We start from the raw sequence: 18,093 nt of genomic DNA, 5'->3' as shown, positions 1-18,093 counted from the left end.
CGAGGGCGGAACTCGCCAAGGCGCCCGAGAGCGGGACTCGCGGGGTATGCCGCCGCCACGCCACCCCAGCGGGCGCATGCCGGAACCCGCATTTCGGTGTGACGCTAACCGGGACTCGCGGGGGTCAGGGGGTCAGCGCCGACTCGCGCATGCGGGTGAGGATGGAGAGGCGGTTTTCGGCCAGGATGCGTTGTGTGGTCACGCGATCCGGGTAGCAGCGCATGAACATGTTGGTGAAATGCGTGCCGTAGTGGATGGTCTCCTCGGGGTCGCCGCCGTTGACCGGACGGAGCGTGACCGGGAAGTCGGGCTCGTGGAAGTAGGCCACGGAGTACCGGTCACGGTCGGCCAGCTTGACCTTGTGCGGCGTGGACAGCAGCTCCCCCGCGGTGAGGAACTGGAGGATGTCGCCGGGGAACACGGTGAAGGTGCTCGGCACGGGATCGACCAGGTGCCAAGGCTCCTCGTGCTCGAAGACGCCGGCCGAGCTCTCGTGCTCCAGCCAGTTGCGGGGCCGCTTCTCGCCGTCGACCGGGGGACGGACGAACAGGCCCTGGCCGACGTCGTCCTGGGTGGCGATGACCAGCATGCCGTAGTCGGTGTGCGCCCCGATGCCACGGGCCGTCACGGCGGAGCGGGCGGGGAACCGCAGCACGCGCATGTGGTGCCAGCCGTCGGTGGCCAGCTCGGTCAGGACGTTCATGTCGGGCAGGCCGAGGCCCAACGCGGTGAGCTTGAGGATCTTGTCGCCGATGAGGCCGAACTGGAACATCAGGGCGGTCATCACGTCCCGGTAGACCGGATCGGGCCACGGCACCGGCCCGTGGCCGGGCCAGCCGGCGCGGACGCGCGGATCGGTGGTCGGCAGGTCCTTGCACACCGTGAAGATCTCGGAGAAGTCCTGCTCACCGGCGGTCACCTCCTCACCGGAGGCGACATAGCCGGCATAGGTGAGATCGCTGACCAGGCGTGCCTTGTCACGCAGCGGCAACGCGAAGAACCGGCGACTCTCACGGAGCGCGGCAGCGGTGACGGCGTTGGCGATGCTGTCGGTGGCCACCTGGAGGATGCCGTCGGTCTGCCAGGCACGGACGAGTTCGACACCCAGCGCGATGTCCCAGATCGAACCGGTGACCTCGGCGGGGAGCTGGAAGGTTCGAAGTGTCCTCATGGCGTGCACACGGTCGTGCGGGCACGAACGGTTCTACGCCGTCACGATGGGGGTCGAAAGATACACCGGCGGGTGCCGAAAGGCACCCGCCGGTGACCCGCACTACTCCGCGCGGGACAAGGACACGGCGAACCGCCCGGCCTCGTCGGTCCACCAGTGCGACAGGCCGAAGCCGGCCTCGGCCAGCTCGGCACCGGCGCCCTCGCGGCGGAACTTGGCCGAGATCTCGGTCCGCAGCTCCTCGCCCTCGGCGAAGTCGATCTCGACGCCGGCCCCGGGCAGCCGCACGTGCATGGCCCGCAGGGCCCGCAGCCGCATCTCGATCCACTCGTTCTCGGCGTCCCACAGCGCCACGTGGGCGAAGGCGTCCGGGTCGAAGTCGGCGTCGAGCTCACGGTTGACGACCCGGAGCACGTTGCGGTTGAACGCGGCCGTGACACCGGCCGAGTCGTCGTAGGCCGGCACCAGCACGCCGGGATCCTTGACGAGGTCGGTGCCGAGCAGCAGCCACTCCCCCGGCTCCAGCACCTCGCGGATGGAGCGGAAGAACTTCTCCCGCTCGGCCGGCAGCAGGTTGCCGATGGTGCCGCCGAGGAACGCGATCATCCGCGGCCCCTCGCCGGGCAGCAGGGCGAGATGCTCGGTGAAGTCGCCGACGACGGCGTGCACGGACAGCCCGGGATACTCGCCGACGATGGTCTCGGCGGCGGCCCGCAGTGCGCTCTCGGACACGTCCATGGGCACGAACTGCCGCAGGGAACCGTTGTCCCGCAACGCGTCCAGCAGGGTCCTGGTCTTGTCCGACGAGCCGGAGCCGAGCTCGACCAACGTCCGCGCCTGCGTCACGGCAGCGATCTCGCCGGCCCTGGCCCGCAGCACCTCGCGCTCGGCCCTGGTCGGGTAGTACTCGGGCAGCTCGGTGATCCGCTCGAACAGATCGCTGCCCACGGCGTCGTAGAACCACTTGGGCGGCAACGACTTCAGCGGGCCGGCCAGCCCGGCCCGCACGTCGTTGCGCAGCGCGCGGGCCATGTGGTCGGCGGTGAGGTGGTTTTCCACCACGGGGTTGGTCATGGTTCCTGCCGTCCTGGATCCAGGGGTCGGATGTCCACAGTGGTCTTGGAGGCGAACACGATGCTGTGGTCGGGCACGGCGACCCAGGCCGGGTCGTCGTCGATGGGCTCGGACGCCACGGTCACGGCGCCGGGACCGGGCCGCACCCACAGCGAGTGCCACCACGCGGTGGCGACGAGCAGCTCATCGTTGCCCAGCAACAGGTTCAGCCGGGAATCGGGCGCCGCGGCGGCGACCTCGAGCATGACGGCCTCGACGGCGTCGACGGGCTCCTGCCCGGCCCGCAGCCGATGCCGGACCAACGCCCACAGCAGGGCGGCGTCGGTCGGGGCGTCCAAAGTGAGCAGATCGGCCACGGGAAGTCGTTGCGCCAGCAGTGAAACGCTGTCCGGCCAGCCGCGGACCACGCCGTTGTGGCTGAACAGCCAGTTCCCCTCGGCAAAGGGGCGCTGGCCGTCTCCACGACGGGCATGCCGACGGTCGCCGACCGCACGGCGGCGACCACGGCCGTGGCCGTGCTCGCACCGGCCAGCGAGGCGAAGGCGGCGTCGGTCCACATCGGCACGTCACGCCGGTAGCGCACGGGCGACTTCTCGCCCGGCGCGAACCAGCCCGCGCCGAAACCGTCGGCGTTGATGGTCCCGCCGTGCCGCATGTCCTGCGGCGCGTACGACTGGTGCAGCAGCGAGTGCGGCGGCGCCAGCAGCAGCTCCGTCAGCGGCACGGCGGGGCCCAGGTAGCCCAGATGGCGGCACACCGGCGTCAGTCCGGCCGGTGGTCGCGGGCGCACCGGAAGCCGGCGAAGATCTGCCGCCGTATCGGGTGGTCCCAGTTGCGGAAGGTGCCTCTGACCGCCGCCTTGTCGGTGCCGAACGACCCGCCCCGCAGCATCTTGTAGTCCCCGCCGAAGAACACCTCGGAGTACTCCTTGTACGGGAACGCCTTGAAGCCGGGATAGGGCCGGAAGTCGGAGTCGAGCCACTCCCACACGTCGCCGACGAGCTGCCGCACACCGTAGGCCGACTGCCCGAGCGGATACGCGCCGACCGGGGCCGGCCGCAGGTGCCGCTGGCCCAGGTTGGCGTGCTCGGGCGTGGGATCCTCGTCGCCCCAGGGATATCGGCGGGACCGCCCGGTCTCCGGGTCGTAGCGGGCCGCCTTCTCCCACTCCGGCTCGGTCGGCAGCCGCTTGCCGGCCCACGCCGCGTAGGCCTGCGCCTCCCAGAAGCACACGTGCACCACCGGTTCGTCCAGCGGAATCGGCTCCACCACGCCGAATCTGGTGCGCAGCCAGCCGTCGCCGTCCCGCCGCCAGAACCGAGGAGCGGTCAGGTTGGCCTCGTTGCGGTAGGCCCAGCCCCGCTCGCTCCACCAGCGCTGGTCGTCGTAGCCGCCGGCGTCGATGAAGGCCAGGTACTGCCCGTTGCTCACCGGCACGGTGTCGATCCAGAACGAGTCGACCTGCACCTGGTGCGCCGGCCTTTCGTTGTCCAGCGCCCAGGGTTCCAGCGAGGTGCCCATCTCGAACGGACCGCCGGCCACGAACACCTCGGCCGGCAGGCGTTCACCCGAAGCCGCCGGCGGCTCGGGCGCGTGCAGCACCGGCGCGCCCGTGCGGAGCTGGTGCGTGGCCAGCATGGTCTCGTCGTGCTGCTGCTCGTGCTGCACGATCATGCCGAAGGCGAAGCCGTTCTCGACCAGCTTGCGCCCCTCCAGCGGCGTGCGGTCCAGCACGTCGAACACCTTGTCCCGCACCTCGCGCACGTACGCGCGGGCCTCGGTCGGGTTGAGCAGCGGCAGCGCCGGCCGTTCGGCCCGCGGATGCTGGAACGCGTCGTACAGCTCGTCGATGTCCTGGCGCACCGGGTCGCGGCCGCCGACGTCACGGACCAGCCAGAGCTCCTCCTGGTTGCCGATGTGCGCGAGATCCCACACCAGCGGGGACATCAGCTTGGAGTGCTGGCGCACCAGGTCGTTGTCGTCGACGGCATCGGTGAGCCGGGTGCTGCGGTCACGGGAGCGCTCAAGAGCCTCCGCGATGGCGAAACGAAGATCAATTGCAGTCACAGCGAGGTGCCTCCAAGCTTCGCGGTGGCCGTCGCGAGGCGGCGATCGAGGCTCTCGATCACCGGCGCGGACAGCTCCGTCGGCAGGCCGAGCCGGTCCAGATGACGCAGGCCCAGCTCCAGTGCGGCGGCCGCGGCCCGGGCGACCAGCGGGTCGTCCAGTCCGTGCCGGGCCGCCGGCAGCCAGCGCCCCGCCGCGGGCGCGGCCGCGTCCAGCGCGGCGTCGACGACGTCGTCCGCGCTGAACAGGGCGATGAGCAGCGCGACCGCCGGGCTCCAGTCGTCCGGCGGCTGCGAGTCCAGGTACCGCACCTCGAAGTAGCCGCGCGGCCGGACCGGGGTGAACATGGTGCTCAGGTGGTAGTCGAGGTCCTCGGTGGTGGGCACGCCGGGCAGCGCGCCGTCGATCCACTCGGCGAACGTGACGTCACCGGGCACGTCCCAGTTGTCGCCGCCGTGCCGGAAGCAGATCAGCGGCGTGTCCAGCACGCGCCGGGCCCAGCTGGCCGCCGGGTCGTCGCCGGTATCGCCCGGGCCGCTGCGCGCGGGCTCGGCCCCCAGCACCACACGGGTGCGGGCCGAGGCCCAGCCGGTGTCGCGGCCGCACAGTCCCGGCGAGTTGGCGAACGCCGCCAGCAGCGCCGGACCCAGCGCGTGCAGCGCGTTCCAGCGGGTGGCGACCTGTTTCTGCTCCCCCGTGTCCAGGCACACCTGAAGCCCGGCGGAGCTGCACATCATGGTGACGCCGTCGGGTCCGTACCGGTCGAAACGGGAGTTCATCGCCGCGTAGCGCGGGGTGTCGAGGATGCGTCGCGGCGGGCGATGGGGATCGGCGCCGGCCGTGCCCAGTTCCAGACCTTCCGCCGCGAGCAGCCCCGTGAGCTGCGTGATGTCGGCGGAGACGGTGGTGAGCAGGTCGGCTGCGGTCGTCTTGGGCGGAGTGGAGATCTCCACCTGGCCACCGGGCTCGACGGTGACAGGGGAACCACCGCGAAGCGGCAGGTTCGGGCTGTCGGGCCGGAGCGTGGCGGGGGCGTGCGGCCCCAGGGCTTTCACCAGGACTTGCGGGTCCAGCGGCTGACATCGGTCCTGCGCGTGGTGCACCGTCCACTCGATCTCAGCGCCGACGTACCGCGGTGGCCCGTGTTTGAAGCAGACCGAGGCCACGTAGGCCTCGGCCCGCTCACGGTCGCGGAGTAAGTCCGGCGCCGAGTCGGTGGCGGGAGGAACACTGACGGTAGTCACCGTTACCACCCTTCGTGATCGTCGTCGTTCCGACGCTACACGGGGGTCTGACAATCGCACGGCGTTCCCGGCCCGACCTGGCGCTCGTTCACCTGTTGGTAAGGACTTCCGACCGTCCGTGCCGCCCCGGCTGCCCGAGGCGACACGGCCGGCCGTCGACTAGGGGAACTTCAGCTTCACGATGACGTTGTCCTTGGAGCTCGGCGTGCCGCCGTTCTTGTCGTCGTTGGTCGAGGTCACCCACAGCCCGCCGTCGGGCGTCTTGACCACGGTGCGCAGTCGGCCCCAGCGTCCGGCGAAGATGGACTGAGGGGTGCTCGTGCCGGTGCCGGCCGAGTTGATCTGCGCCACGTACATGCGCTCGCCGGTGACCGCCGCGACGTAGATCCAGTTGTTGACGATCTCGATGGCGCTCGGCCCGCCCTGCGCGGTGGCCCAGGTCTGCTTGGGCGCGATGAAGCCGCCGCAGTTGCCCTGCGTGCCCTCGCACGACGGCCAGCCGTAGTTGCCGCCCTTCTGGATCAGGTTCAGCTCGTCCTGGCTGTTCTCACCGAACTCGGTCTCCCACAGCTGGCCGCGCGAGTCCCAGGCGATGCCCTGCGGGTTGCGGTGGCCCATGCTGTAGACGTACCGCGCGTTGCCGCCCTGCGAGAAGAACGGGTTGTCGGACGGCGCGCTGCCGTCGGCGTTGAGCCGCAGCACCTTGCCGTTGAGGGAGCTCTTGTCCTGCGCGTTGGCGCCGTTCTTGGCGTCGCCCGCGGTGGCGTAGAGCTTGCCGTCCGGACCGAAGCGCAGCCGGCCGCCGTTGTGGTACCGGTTCTTCTGGATGCCGGTGAGGATCGGCGTCGACGTGGTCGACAGCTGACCGTTCTGATAGGTCATCCGCACGATCCGGTTGTCGTTGGCCGCGGTGTGGTCGATGTAGATGAAGTGGTCGTTGGCGAAGTTGGGCGAGACGGCCAGGCCCATCACGCCACCCTCGCCGCTGGTCGTCACGGCGCCGGGCACCTTGCCCAGCACGGTCACCTGGCCGTCGAGGGTGACGCGGTCGATCTCGAACCGGTCCCGTTCGGCCACCAGCGCGGAGCCGTCGGGCAGCCAGTCGATGCCCCACGGCAGGTCGAGCTTGGCGACATCCTTTTCGTACGTGGGAATGCCGCCCTTGCCGCCGGGCGCCGACGTCGTAACGGACAGGGCGTTACTGGCCGCGGACGTGTTGCCGTCGGGGTCGCGCGCGGTCACCGTGAACGTGTACTTGGTGCTGGGGCTGAGGTCCGTGACCGTGGTGGTGGTCGAGTTGGTCGTGGCGACCTTGGTGCTGCCCTGGTACACGTCGTAGCCGGCGATCACGCCGCCGTTGTCGGTGGAGGCGTCCCACGCCAGTGCGGCGCTGTCGGCGGTGACTCCGGTGGAGCGCAGGTTCTGCGGCACCGACGGCGGGGTGTGGTCGTTGCTGGGCGGCGTGGTGAACGTGACGACATTGCTCTGCTGCGAGGCGTTGCCCGCGGCATCGAACGCGCCGACCGAGATGTCGTAGGCGGTGTTCGGCGTCAGAGTGTCCACAGTGGCCGACAGCGTCTTGCCGTCCACGGTCTTCAGCACGTTGCCGCCGCGGTTGACCTCGTAGCGCACCACGCTCGTGTTGTCGGTGGCGGCGCCCCAGGTGAAGTGGGCGGTGGTCGGCGTGATGTCGCTGACCACCAGGTTGGTCGGCGGCGTCGGCGGCGTGGTGTCGACGTTGTTCGGCGTCACCGTCACGTTGTCGAGGTTGGGGCCGCCGTTGGCGGTGGTGGCCGTGGCGCGGACCTTGTTGCTGCCGGCCTTGAGGTTGACGGTGGTGGTGGCCACCTGCCACGTGGTCCAGCTGCCGGTGGTCGGGAAGCCGAGGTTGCTGACCGCCGTGGTGCCGTTGACGGTCACGTCCATCGGGCGGTTGTCGGGCGCGTCGAAGGCGTAGCGGAAGTCCAGCCGCGCGCTGCCGGCGGCCGGCGCGTTGACCGTGAACTCGACATAGCTGCCGACGATGTTTGTGTAGTCGACAAATCCGGTTCCGGTGTAACCGGTGTGATTGTTCGCCACGGTCGCTTGGGAAAGCGACGCGCTCTCTGCTTCGTAGACCGTGCTGGCCTGCGGGGCGGCCAGCGCGTCGGGGACCGTGATCGCGAGGGCGACCACCGCGGACAGACCGCAGGCGAGCGCCAGCCTCAGGCGGGACGGGGGTGCCACGATTCCTCCCACAGCAGGGGTTCGGGGTCTGTGGCGGCGGAACGGCCGGCAATAACTGCGACCGTAGGTGGATCAGACCATTTGTCCGTCACGCTGTCAATGGGGAAAGCGCTTGCCTTCATTCGGCACTGACGTCATAGGATGTTTCATCGGTTACGTTCTGTATGCAATCCGTACGTACGGATTGCAGTTTTCGGCTCTCCGCTGCGACCATGGTCGAATGCCCCGCGTCAGCCAGGACCATCTTGAGGCCCGCCGCCGCCAGATCCTCGACGGCGCGCGTGCCTGTTTCGCCCGCCACGGCTACGAGGGGGCCACGGTACGGCGGCTGGAAGAGGCTACCGGACTGTCCCGCGGCGCGATCTTCCATCACTTCCGGGACAAGGAGTCGCTGTTCCTCGCGCTGGCCGAGGACGACGCCCTGCGGATGGCCGAGGTGGTCGCCGAGCAGGGTCTCGTCCAGGTCATGCGCGACCTGCTCGACGGCCGCAAGGACTCGGATGCCGATGAGCACCCGGCCGACTGGCTCGGCACCCGCCTCGAGGTGTCCAGACGGCTGCGCACCGACCCCGACTTCCGGGCCCGCTGGGCCGAGCGGTCCGAGCAGCTGACCAAGGCCACCCAGGACCGCCTGCGCCGCCAGCGCGAGGCCGGCAACCTGCGTGACGACGTGGCCGTCGAGGTGCTCTCCGACTTCCTGGAGCTGGTGCTGGAGGGCCTGGTCTCGCACCTGGCGATGGGCCTGCCGGCCGACGACCTCGGCCCCGTGCTGGACCTCGTCGAGGAGACCGTCCGCCGCCACCGCCGCAGCGACTGTGCTTGATTGCGCCGCCTCCGGCGTCGCCGCTCGGCCCCTCGTGACCCCTGCCTCGCCCTTGCCGGATTTAGCCCGCCGCGTCGGCGTGCGTGGTGGGGCGCGTCCCTAGCGGCGGCCGAAATCCGCCAACCGGGCGAAGCAGGGGCGGGGCCTCGCTGTTAGTAACCGGCCGCCGTTTTCAAGAACCCCAACGGCGCACTGTGGGCAAGGGTGTGACCATCGGTGCCGGAGTGCCCGCTGACAATCGTTTGCACATCCAGGCCGAGCTCCTTGATGCCGTCATAGAGCTGCACGGCCAGGCGGCCGCGGCCGGAATTCGGGGCCGGCATCACCGGCGTCGGGTTCCACAGGTCGGACTCGAACAGCAGGCCCGGCTTGCTCAGGTGGACGACCAGCCCGTCCTCGGTGTGGTCGGTCTTGATGCGGAGGATCCGCATCACGCCGCCGTCGGCCGTGGGCAGCTCCAGGCTGTCCTTGACGCCGATGACCTCGGTCTCGACCGGGTGGCCGGCGAGGCGGTCCGGGTCGACGGTGTGCGGACTGTTCAGCAGATCCCGGAAATACCGCACGCTCGGTTCGCCGACGATGACCTGCACTCCCCCGTCGGCCACGAATTCGCGAATGCCGCCGATGTGGTCGTAGTGGAAATGCGTGCCAATGACCTTGCGCAGTGGTTTGCCGGGAAATGCCCTCTTCACCTGAGCCAGCGCGGCCCGGGTGTATTCGTCGTACAGCGGGGCGTCGACGGCCACCACATGGTCGTCCATTTCCACCACCAGCACATTGTGGCTGGGACCGAGCACGATCTTCACACCCGGCGCGACGTCCACCGGTTCCGGATCGGTCGGCGTGGTCTGGAGGTCGAAATAGAACCGCACCCCGGCCAGCACGTAGTTCATGAGCCATTCGGTGGCGTAGTTCGCGTAGGCCGACTGAGCGGCGCTGGCATCGACGACCGCGTCGTCCGGCACCCGGAAGTCGGCCTCGCGGTCCAGCTCGACCGTGCGGGTCTCGTCGTGCACGACCAGGCCGTCGACAGTGATCACCACGTGGTGCGGCAGCACGAGCGCGCCGACCGGGCGGTAGTCGTCGAATCGCACTTCGACCAGGGCATCACCGTGCGGCGAGTGCTCCTCGATGATCTCCAGCCTGGCCGGCCGGCTGTCGTCGTCGAGCACCACCCGGACCGGCGGCCGGCCGGTCTCGCGGAGCGTCACGGTCGAGCCGTCGATCATCACGTCAGCCGCCGGGTCCAGCAGCTTGGTCGCCAGGCGCGGCACCGAGGTCAGGTCGATGTGCCGCTGCCGCGCCGCCACCCGCCAGGACGGGATGGCCGTGGAAGCCGGGCGCGGGTCGAACATGAAGTCGATGCCGTCCACATATCCGACGCTGCCGTTGCCGATTTCGGTGTAGCGCAGCTTGGTCGGCACCAGTTTGGTGTCGGCCTCCAGTTCCAGCCGGTAGCGCGGCGCGACCACGTCGACCGTCTGGGTGTAGGCGAATTCGGCCACCAATTCCGGTTCTGACGGCACTTTTCCCCAGCCCGGGTGACGCCGGACGCCGGTTGCCGTCACAGTTTCGGTGGTGGTCGCGGCCAGCGCCGCCCGACCGCCGAGCGCGTCCGCCATCGCGTCGAGAATCATCAGACTGCCCCTTTCCACGGATTCCTGACAGCGAGTCTGCGTCCGGCCCATCGAGGCGTCCAGTGCACATTGGTCAGCAGTACTATGTGTGTCATGCATATCGAGAACGCCGACCTGAACCTGCTCAAGGCGCTCGATGTCCTGCTCGAGGAGCGCCACGTGTCGCGGGCCGCGGCCCGGTTCCACCTGAGCCAGTCGGCGATGAGCCGCACGCTCAGCCGCCTTCGCGAGACCTTCGGCGACGAGCTGTTGGTCCGCACCACCCGTGGCTACGAGCTGACGCCGCGAGCCCGGGCCATCCAGCAGGAGCTGGAGTTCATCCTGCCCCGGCTGCGGGCGCTGGTCCGTGGCGGCGAGTTCGACCCGGCCACCTCGGCCGACTCGATCCGGGTCAACTGCACCGACTACGCCGTCACCGTGTTGGGCGGTCGGCTGTTCGGCCGGATCTTCGAGCAGGCGCCGCGGCTGTCGCTGACCGTCGAGCCGCTCAGCCCACGCACGTACGACGAGATCGAGCACGGCCGCGTCGACTTGGCGCTGTCACCGGTGCAGCCGCCGTCCGGCCTGCACTGGCAGCCGCTGTTCCAGGAGGACTACGTCTGCGCGGTGGCGTTTGACCACCCGATCACCGCCTCGCGGCTCACCCTGGACCAGCTGGCCGAGTACCCCCGGGTCAGCGTTGTCGTGCTGCCGCAGCAGGTGATGGTGATCGACCGGCGGCTGGCCGAGCTCGGCGTGACCCAGCGCAGCGGCCTGCGGGTGCCGTACTTCGAGGCGGCTTTCACCGCCCTACCGGGCACCCTGTTGATCGCGCTGGTGCCACGGCGACTGGTCGAGGCCCGCCGCAACGACTCGTCGGTGCGGCTGATCGAGGCGCCGGCGGAGATCGCGGCGCCCTTCCCGTACGGCATGGTGTGGCACCCGCGGCTCAACTCCGACCCGGCGCATGTGTGGGTGCGCGAGCGGGTCGCCGAAGTGGCGGCCGACCTCAGACCCTGAAGACCTTGAGGTTGCCCAGTTTCACCGTGCCGGTGAGGCGGATTCGCGGGCCGTCCAGGCCTTCCTGCTCGCCGTAGACCGCGCGCTTGCCCAGGATCGCCGCGCCGTCGTCGATCACCGTCGCGTCGTCGGCCACCATCAGCTGGACCTTGCCGCAGAAGGCGTCCACCTGCACTTCGACCTCTTGGCCGGCCGGCACCGAGGCGAGGTTGAGCACCACCGCGCCGAACAGCGAGCGGGCGTGGATGCGGCGGCTGGTGTCCGGCACACGGACGATCTTGCTCAGCAGCGCCGACACCTCGGTCGTGCCGTCAGCCAGCGGCACCACGTCCGCGCGGCCGAGGTCGGCCAGCAGCGGCCGGAGGTCGTCGGTGACCCGGGCGGCGTAGACCGCCTCCACCCGTTCGGCGTGTTCCGGCCAGGTCAGGCGGCCGTCGGCGACCGCCCGGTTGAGCTGTTCCACCGCGCGCTCGCGGTCGTCGTTGGACAGCCGCAGCGGCACCGCGATCTCCGAGCGGGCCGGTTCGGGCAGCGACATGATGCCCACCCCCTATCTCTTAGTGGCAGAGATTCTCATCCGCCGACCCGCACGGTCAAGGCGGTGGTACAAAGACGGCAACGGGGTGAGGAGAACACCATGTCCGACAGGCAACTCGCGACCTCCATCGCCGTGGGCAAGGTCGTGCTCGGCTGGTTCCGGCTGCTGGACGATCCGGGCGCGATGTTGATCAGGCCGTCCCAGGCCATCGATCCGTATCCGCACTACGAGCGCATTCGGGCGCGAGGCAAGGTCGTGCCCAGCAAGCTCGGCATGCTGTTGGTGTCCGACCACGAGCTGTGCAGCGCGGTCCTTCGCGATCCCGCGTTCGGCGTCGCGCCCAACAAGGAGATGGGCCAGCCCGATCTCGGTATGGACGGTCTGGTCAACCCGCTCGAGGACTCGTTCATCTTCCGCAACCCGCCCGAGCACAGCCGGCTGCGTCGTGTCGTGTCGCCGCTCTTCACGCCGAGGGCCATGCACGAGCGCCAGGCCCGCATCGAGGCCGTGGTCGAGGACTTCTTGGACCAGCTGGCCGGCCGCGACGAGTTCGACCTGGTCGGCGAGTTCGCCGCCCGGGTCCCCATCAAGATCATCTGCGACCTGCTCGGCGTGCCCGATGCCGAGCACCGCCGCATGATCGACTGGGGCACCACCCTTGCCGCGTCCATCGACGGCATGGGCAGCATGGCCCAGGTCCGTGAGCTTCGGGCCACCCTCCGGGAGCTCAACGACTTCCTGTCCGCACGGATCGCCTTACGTCGTGCGGAGCCGAACGACGACGTCATCGGCCACATGCTGGCCGAGGGCGACCTGACCGAGTTCGAACTCCTGGCCACCTCCGGTTTGCTGTTGGCCGCCGGCTTCGAGACCACCGTCAACCTGATCGGCAACGGCGTCCTGGCCCTGCTGTCCAATCCTTCTGTGCGGCAACGACTTGTCGACGACCCCGCCGCCGCCGACAACATCGTCGAGGAGATCCTCCGCCTGGATCCCCCCATTCAGTACACCGCCCGACTCCCGTTGTCCGACGACGCCCGCATAGCCGGCCGCGTCGTCCCCAAGGGCCGCGCCGTCGTGTTGTTGACCGCCGCCGCCAACCGCGATCCTTCGGTCTTCCCCGATCCCCACCGCTTCGACCCCGACCGTCACAACGCCCGTGATCATCTGACGTTCTCTTCCGGCGTCCACTACTGCCTCGGCGCCGGTCTGGCCCGGATGGAGGGTGCCATTGCCCTTCGTGCCCTTTTCCGCCGCTTCCCCGACCTACGCCTTGGCGGCACCGTCCAGCGCCGCGCCAGCCGGGCTGTCCGCGGTCCCCTCCGCTTGCCCGTTCGGGTCACTTCCCGTCAACCAGCCGCGATCGCCTGACCACGAACCGTCAAACGAGACCCGCGTCACCCACCCGTTCGGGTCATGACGTTCCGCTTTTCCCCATTCTTCAGGCACTCTGGAACCAGCGCCCCTCGATCCGCCGCCCCGCCGCCGTGGCGGATCGAGGGGTTCGCTTGCTCGCCGCCGCATGCCGGCGGAAAGCGCCGGCCTTCGGCCCGCGTTCACTGTGGGGGGACGACCCCCCACACCCCCCGAGGCGGGGCTCCGCCCCGCGATCCTCGGCCAGCAAACGGGGAGCGTGCCGGCCGAACCGCGCTGGCCCTTCGCCACAAGGACGTTCCGGCAACGACCATGACGGCGGTGAGCCCGCGCCACGCACTCGACATCCCTGCGGCCACCGCTCGTCACCGTCACTCCGATCGCGGGCGGGATCACTCCGACCGTCGCACAATCCTTGCCAGCAGCAAGAAACTCCCCGCCGGCCGCGTTAATGCTTTGCCTCGGGGGCTTTCGGGCCACGACCATGCCGCATGGACATCGTCGAGCACTACACCGCCAGCCGCGAAGAGCTGCGGCTGTCCCGGACTCCCCATGGCCGCCTGGAATTCTTGCGCACCCAGGAGCTCATCCGCCGACATCTTCCCGCTCCCACCACCGTGCTCGACGTCGGCGGCGGCACCGGCATCCACGCCGAGTGGCTGGCCGCCGACGGCCATACCGTGCACGTCATCGACGTCGTCCCCACCCACGTCCAGGCCGCAGCACAACTTCCCGGCGTCACCGCCTCCGTCGGCGACGCCCGCCAACTGTCCACTCCGGACTCCAGCGTCGACGTCGTTCTCCTGCTCGGCCCCCTCTACCACCTCGTCTCCCCCGCCGACCGCGCTCAGGCCCTCGCCGAGGCCCGCCGCATCCTCCGCCCCGGCGGTCTCCTCATCGCCGCCGCCATCAGCCGTTACCTCACCCTCATGGAAACCGGTTCCGCCGGCACCCTCCACCCCGGCTTGGCCGATTCCCTCTCCGCCGTCATGGCTTCCGGCCGCTACGACGGCCATGCCGGCTTCCTCCCCACCCACTGGCACACCGCCTCCGAGCTCCACGACGAACTCACCGCCGCCGGCCTGCCCGACGTCGAGGTCTACGGCATCGAAGGCCCCACCTGGACCGCGCTCGACGCCGCCGGCATCGACAGTTTCGACACGTTGGCCCCGGCTGCGCTGGCAGCGGCCAGGTTGGTCGAACAGGATCCCTTGCTCATCAACGCCAGCGCCCATTTCCTGGCGGTAGCCACGAGTAACACCGGCGGTACCCACCGCGATGACAGGTAGTGCCCGAGGAGGAGTCGCGCCCCACCGCGGCGGAGCTTGAGCGTGAGTTCGACGCCGCCATGGCCACCGACGAGTTCGTCCGCTACCGCGAGAAGGAGACCGAGATCCGGGTGGCTTTCCTGGCCAGCCGCCCGGAGTTGTCGGACTCCCTGTACGACGCCCTCCTGGAGCCGGCCGAGCCCTTCGCGCTGACCATGCGTTGGGATTTAATTCTGGATGCTCAAATCCCGTCCTTGCTCGCCTTGGGGATATCTCTGCCGCTGATTGTCCCCGTTCCCACCGTTCTCGGCCTCCTCGCCGTCGGCCTGGCCGGTACGGCGGCACTGTTCCTCGGATGGTTCTCCGGACTTCCGACCTGGTCCGTCTGGACCATCGGCTTGGTAGCCATCGGCCTCACCGTTTCGATGATCTGGCTGAGCACCACCATGGTTCGCGACCGCAGGCTGATCACGCAGATGCACAGGGAGAGAACCAGGATTGCGGAGGGCCGTTACGCCGCACAGTTGACCCATGCAGTTCGAGAGGTGCTGCGGCGATGTGTCACAGATGCCTACCGAAGCACCGGGGTGCTCGTCTTCCCGATGACGGCTCCGACCCTGGTGGAACTGTCGAGCGGCAAAATATCACCGTCGCGAACACATGCCGACGTGGTCGACTTCATTCGGAACCACGAGACGTCGGCAATCGGGATCGCCGGGTCGCGAGGGGCGGGAAAGTCGACGCTGATGGAGGCGGTCCGTAACGCCGAAGACCTGGTCACACACCATGTGCTGCTGACGGCTCCGGTGAAGTACGACGCGATGGACTTCACGCGACGGCTGTTTGCCCAGGCGGCGGCGGAGATCATCGCCGCATCGGGGCACAACGTTGAGGCGGAGCACCGGGTGCGACGCCGGCGGTTCCGGACGCAACGGGGCATTCGCAACGCGCTGACGGTGGGACTGTTCGCGGTGCTTGCCTGCGCGGTGTTTCTCTGGGCCGTCGACAACAACAGCCCGTTGGCGTGGCAGTGGCAGCTGACACTCGGCTTGGCCGCCAGCGTCCTCTTGATCCTGGTTGTCATGGCACCGGTAGCGTCGGCCCTTCTGCACCGGACCGGGCCGACACCGTTCGCTCTGCCGTCATCGGTTCGACTGGCGGTGGATGCGCTCGAGGATCTGGCATGGAACCTGGAACACGGACAGAAGGAGTCCGGCTCCATAAAGCTGCTGACCGGTCTGCTGACACTGGGCGGCGAGGACAGTGTTACGCGAAAGCGGCGGGAGAGGTCGCTGCCGGAATTGGTGGCCGACTTCCGGGAGATGCTGACGCAGTTTTCCAGGGATCGGACGGATCCCAGCAAGGAGCGGTTTGTCGTCTTCATCGACGAACTGGAGAAGATGGCAAAGATGGAGGATTTGACCGAGGCGGTCAACGGGATCAAAGACCTGATGCACATCCCGGGGGTGCATTTCGTGGTGTCGGTGTCCGTCGATGCGCTGGTGCAGTTCGAGCAGCGGGGGATGGCGGCTCGGGATGCGTTTGACTCGACGTTCGACACGGTGTTCAGGATGCGGGGACTGACGCTGACCGAGTCGAAGGACATCCTGGAGGAGGGTGGCGAACTTTCCGACGGTGCTGACGCACGGATGTCACGTGTGGTCGGGAGGGCTGGCCAGGGATCTGCTGCGGACGGCCCGGCGGTGTGTGGAGATCCACCGGAGGGACGGGAACGTGGCGACGATTATGCGGACGGCGGTGACGGAGGATCTGCTGGCACTGATCGACAACGCGCTGCGGAAGGCGGGCGCGGACGGGCGGTATCTGTGTGAGCTGAGGCAAGCGGTGCTGGCGGTGGCCGTAGGGGAAGCGGATCCGCGACGACGGATGCCGAAGGGCAACGGGAACCAAGTGGCGTACGTGGTGGCGGTGGGACTGGCGCTGCTGAGCTGCTTTCACGGCTGGGCGCCGGACGATCCACGCTGGGAAAGACCGCCGGAGTGGGATGACTGCATGGAAGCGCTGGCGGAGGCGATGTCGCTGCGGGCGGAGCCGCCGGTGATCCGGGACCGGGCGCTGCGCAAGGCAAAGGCGTTGGTGTCGGCGGCGATGCCATGACAGAGGGCCCCGTCCGCAAGGACGAGGCCCTTTGCCAGGCAACGGAAACTCAGTCGACGCCCTGCATCTTGCGGGAGATGGCGGGGGCCAGGAAGAGCAGGCCGATGGCCAACACGATGGTGACGCCGCCGACGATGCCGAAGTAGGGGATCTCCGTTTGGGGGGTGGCGAAGGGGACGATCTGGGCGGAGATGCCCTGGGCGGCGGCGTCGGAGAGGAACCAGAGGCTCATCATCTGGGCGCCGAAGGCCTTGGGGGCCAAGCGGGTGGTGGCGGAGAGGCCGACCGGGGAAAGGCAGAGCTCGCCGATGATGACGATGAAGAAGCTGCCGACCAGCCAGAAAGGACTGACCTTGGCGTCGGGGCCGTACAAAGCGGCCGGCAGGATCATCAAGAGGTACGAGAGGCCGGCAAGGCCGAGGCCGAGGGAGAACTTCACGGGAGTGGAGGGCTGACGGGAGCCGAGCTTGGTCCACAGCAGCGCGAACAGGGGCGCGAAGACGACGATGAAACCCGGGTTGAGGGTCTGGAACCACGAAGCGAGCAGGGGGAGACCGCCGATGTGGAGGTCGGTGCGTTTGTCGGCGTAGTCGGCCAACACCACCGAACCCTGCTCCTCGATCATCCAGAAGAACAACGAGGCGATGAACAACGGGATGTAGGCGATCACCCGGGACCGCTCGACCGACGTGACCTGCTTGCTGCGGATCATGGTCACGAAGTAGGCGGTGGGCAGGATGATGCCCAGCGCACTGATGACGTTGATGACCAGCTTGACGGTGAACAGGCCGGCCAGCACGACGCCGATGAAGGCGACGACGACGATCACGGCGCCGATGCCGATGCGGGTGAGGACCTTGCCCCGCTCCTCGGCGGTGAGGGGGTTGCCGGGGGCATCGCCGACGGCGGCGAGGCGCTTGCGGCCGAAGAGGTAGATGACCAGCGCCAGGAACATGCCGACGGCGGCCACGGAGAAGCCGAGGTGGTAGCTGACCTGCTGGCCGAGGGTGCCGACGAGCAGGGGCGCGACCACGGCGCCGAGGTTGGTGCTCATGTAGAAGATCGAGAAGCCGGCGTCGCGGCGGCGGTCCTTCTCGTCGTAGAGGCCACCGACCATGTTGGAGATGTTCGGCTTGAGCAGACCGGTGCCGATGGTGATCAACAGCATCGACACGTACAGCGCGGCCACGCCCGAGGGGAACGACAGCGCGATGTGCCCGCACATGATCAGCACGCCGCCGTAGAGCACGGCCCGGCGCGAGCCGAGGACGCGGTCGGCCAGCCAGCCGCCGACGACACCGGACATGAACACGCTGGCGCCGTAGATCGACATCAGGCTCTTGGCCAGTGTCGGATCGAGGCCCAGGCCGCCCTCGCTGAGCTTGCTGTACATGAAGAACAGCAGGATCGCGCGCATCCCGTAGTAGGAGACGCGCTCCCAGAACTCGGTGAAGAACAGCGGCCCGAGAGCGGCAGGGTGGCCGAAGAAGCCCTTTTGGGGCGGCTTCGCGCTCTCAACGGTGGCGCTCAACCGACTACCTCCTGTGGTGCACT

16 protein-coding genes are annotated in these 18,093 nt (G+C 68.9%); 7 read left to right on the top strand and 9 right to left on the bottom strand.

Annotation, left to right across the window (positions count from 1 at the left end; genetic code table 11):
* Window positions 1-124: 124 nt before the first annotated feature.
* The 3 genes from M3Q35_RS02595 to M3Q35_RS48740 all read right to left on the bottom strand — a co-directional run bounded on the left by M3Q35_RS02595 (window position 125) and on the right by M3Q35_RS48740 (window position 2,652).
* Entirely contained in the window at window positions 125-1,171 is a 1,047-nt protein-coding gene (locus tag M3Q35_RS02595; RefSeq protein ID WP_273939956.1) for a 2-oxoglutarate and iron-dependent oxygenase domain-containing protein, read from the bottom strand.
* 102 nt (window positions 1,172-1,273) lie between these two features.
* Complete coding sequence (gene egtD / locus M3Q35_RS02590; protein ID WP_273939955.1) at window positions 1,274-2,245, bottom strand: L-histidine N(alpha)-methyltransferase; 972 nt, start codon at window positions 2,243-2,245, stop codon at window positions 1,274-1,276.
* Window positions 2,242-2,652, bottom strand: a complete 411-nt coding sequence (locus M3Q35_RS48740; protein WP_420704756.1) for a class II glutamine amidotransferase — start codon at window positions 2,650-2,652, stop codon at window positions 2,242-2,244. Before M3Q35_RS48740 ends, egtD begins: the two co-directional genes overlap by 4 nt.
* Window positions 2,653-2,658: 6 nt before the next feature.
* Here M3Q35_RS48740 and M3Q35_RS48735 point away from each other — a divergent pair, with 6 nt between their 5' ends.
* Window positions 2,659-2,823: a hypothetical protein gene (locus M3Q35_RS48735; RefSeq protein WP_420704755.1), complete on the top strand. Its 165-nt coding sequence runs from the start codon at window positions 2,659-2,661 to the stop codon at window positions 2,821-2,823.
* A gap of 184 nt (window positions 2,824-3,007) precedes the next feature.
* Here the strand turns inward: M3Q35_RS48735 and egtB are convergent, their stop codons facing one another.
* The 3 genes from egtB to M3Q35_RS02570 all read right to left on the bottom strand — a co-directional run bounded on the left by egtB (window position 3,008) and on the right by M3Q35_RS02570 (window position 7,782).
* Window positions 3,008-4,312, bottom strand: coding sequence for an ergothioneine biosynthesis protein EgtB (gene egtB / locus M3Q35_RS02580; RefSeq protein WP_273939954.1), 1,305 nt, complete (start codon window positions 4,310-4,312; stop codon window positions 3,008-3,010).
* Window positions 4,309-5,565, bottom strand: coding sequence for a glutamate-cysteine ligase family protein (locus tag M3Q35_RS02575; protein ID WP_420704754.1), 1,257 nt, complete (start codon window positions 5,563-5,565; stop codon window positions 4,309-4,311). The genes egtB and M3Q35_RS02575 overlap by 4 nt, the downstream gene beginning before the upstream one ends.
* Before the next feature lie 150 nt (window positions 5,566-5,715).
* Window positions 5,716-7,782 carry a PQQ-dependent sugar dehydrogenase gene (locus tag M3Q35_RS02570; RefSeq protein ID WP_379793814.1) on the bottom strand — a complete coding sequence of 689 codons (2,067 nt, stop codon included), beginning with the start codon at window positions 7,780-7,782 and terminating at the stop codon, window positions 5,716-5,718.
* Window positions 7,783-8,002: 220 nt separating this feature from the next.
* On the opposite strand from M3Q35_RS02570, the gene M3Q35_RS02565 reads away from it, so the two are divergent.
* Window positions 8,003-8,605 carry a TetR/AcrR family transcriptional regulator gene (locus tag M3Q35_RS02565; protein WP_273939952.1) on the top strand — a complete coding sequence of 201 codons (603 nt, stop codon included), beginning with the start codon at window positions 8,003-8,005 and terminating at the stop codon, window positions 8,603-8,605.
* 152 nt (window positions 8,606-8,757) lie between these two features.
* On the opposite strand, the gene M3Q35_RS02560 is transcribed toward M3Q35_RS02565, so the two are convergent.
* Window positions 8,758-10,401 (bottom strand): MBL fold metallo-hydrolase, encoded by a 1,644-nt coding sequence (locus M3Q35_RS02560; RefSeq protein ID WP_273939951.1) that lies wholly within the window; start codon window positions 10,399-10,401, stop codon window positions 8,758-8,760.
* Here M3Q35_RS02560 and M3Q35_RS02555 point away from each other — a divergent pair.
* Window positions 10,336-11,241 carry a LysR family transcriptional regulator gene (locus M3Q35_RS02555; RefSeq protein WP_273939950.1) on the top strand — a complete coding sequence of 302 codons (906 nt, stop codon included), beginning with the start codon at window positions 10,336-10,338 and terminating at the stop codon, window positions 11,239-11,241. The genes M3Q35_RS02560 and M3Q35_RS02555 overlap by 66 nt on opposite strands.
* Here the strand turns inward: M3Q35_RS02555 and M3Q35_RS02550 are convergent.
* Window positions 11,231-11,779: a DUF1707 SHOCT-like domain-containing protein gene (locus M3Q35_RS02550; protein ID WP_273939949.1), complete on the bottom strand. Its 549-nt coding sequence runs from the start codon at window positions 11,777-11,779 to the stop codon at window positions 11,231-11,233. The two genes, M3Q35_RS02555 and M3Q35_RS02550, sit on opposite strands and share 11 nt — an antisense overlap.
* A 99-nt stretch (window positions 11,780-11,878) precedes the next feature.
* Here M3Q35_RS02550 and M3Q35_RS02545 point away from each other — a divergent pair, with 99 nt between their 5' ends.
* The 4 genes from M3Q35_RS02545 (at window position 11,879) to M3Q35_RS02530 (ending at window position 16,539) form a co-directional block, all read left to right on the top strand.
* Window positions 11,879-13,150, top strand: a complete 1,272-nt coding sequence (locus tag M3Q35_RS02545) for a cytochrome P450 (RefSeq protein ID WP_273939948.1) — start codon at window positions 11,879-11,881, stop codon at window positions 13,148-13,150.
* A gap of 494 nt (window positions 13,151-13,644) precedes the next feature.
* Window positions 13,645-14,442, top strand: coding sequence for a class I SAM-dependent methyltransferase (locus tag M3Q35_RS02540; RefSeq protein ID WP_273939947.1), 798 nt, complete (start codon window positions 13,645-13,647; stop codon window positions 14,440-14,442).
* A complete protein-coding gene (locus tag M3Q35_RS02535) occupies window positions 14,442-16,253 on the top strand; it encodes a P-loop NTPase fold protein (protein ID WP_273939946.1) in 1,812 nt (603 codons plus the stop codon). Before M3Q35_RS02540 ends, M3Q35_RS02535 begins: the two co-directional genes overlap by 1 nt.
* Before the next feature lie 79 nt (window positions 16,254-16,332).
* The gene (locus M3Q35_RS02530) at window positions 16,333-16,539 is read left to right on the top strand and encodes a hypothetical protein (protein ID WP_273939945.1); all 207 of its coding nucleotides are present in this window, start codon (window positions 16,333-16,335) and stop codon (window positions 16,537-16,539) included.
* Between the two features lie 49 nt (window positions 16,540-16,588).
* On the opposite strand, the gene M3Q35_RS02525 is transcribed toward M3Q35_RS02530, so the two are convergent.
* Window positions 16,589-18,070 carry a peptide MFS transporter gene (locus M3Q35_RS02525; RefSeq protein ID WP_273939944.1) on the bottom strand — a complete coding sequence of 494 codons (1,482 nt, stop codon included), beginning with the start codon at window positions 18,068-18,070 and terminating at the stop codon, window positions 16,589-16,591.
* Window positions 18,071-18,093 lie beyond the last annotated feature (23 nt).

It is taken from the genome of Kutzneria chonburiensis, from assembly GCF_028622115.1.
Lineage (GTDB): Bacteria > Actinomycetota > Actinomycetes > Mycobacteriales > Pseudonocardiaceae > Kutzneria > Kutzneria chonburiensis.
This window is presented reverse-complemented; position numbering and strand designations above follow the sequence as displayed.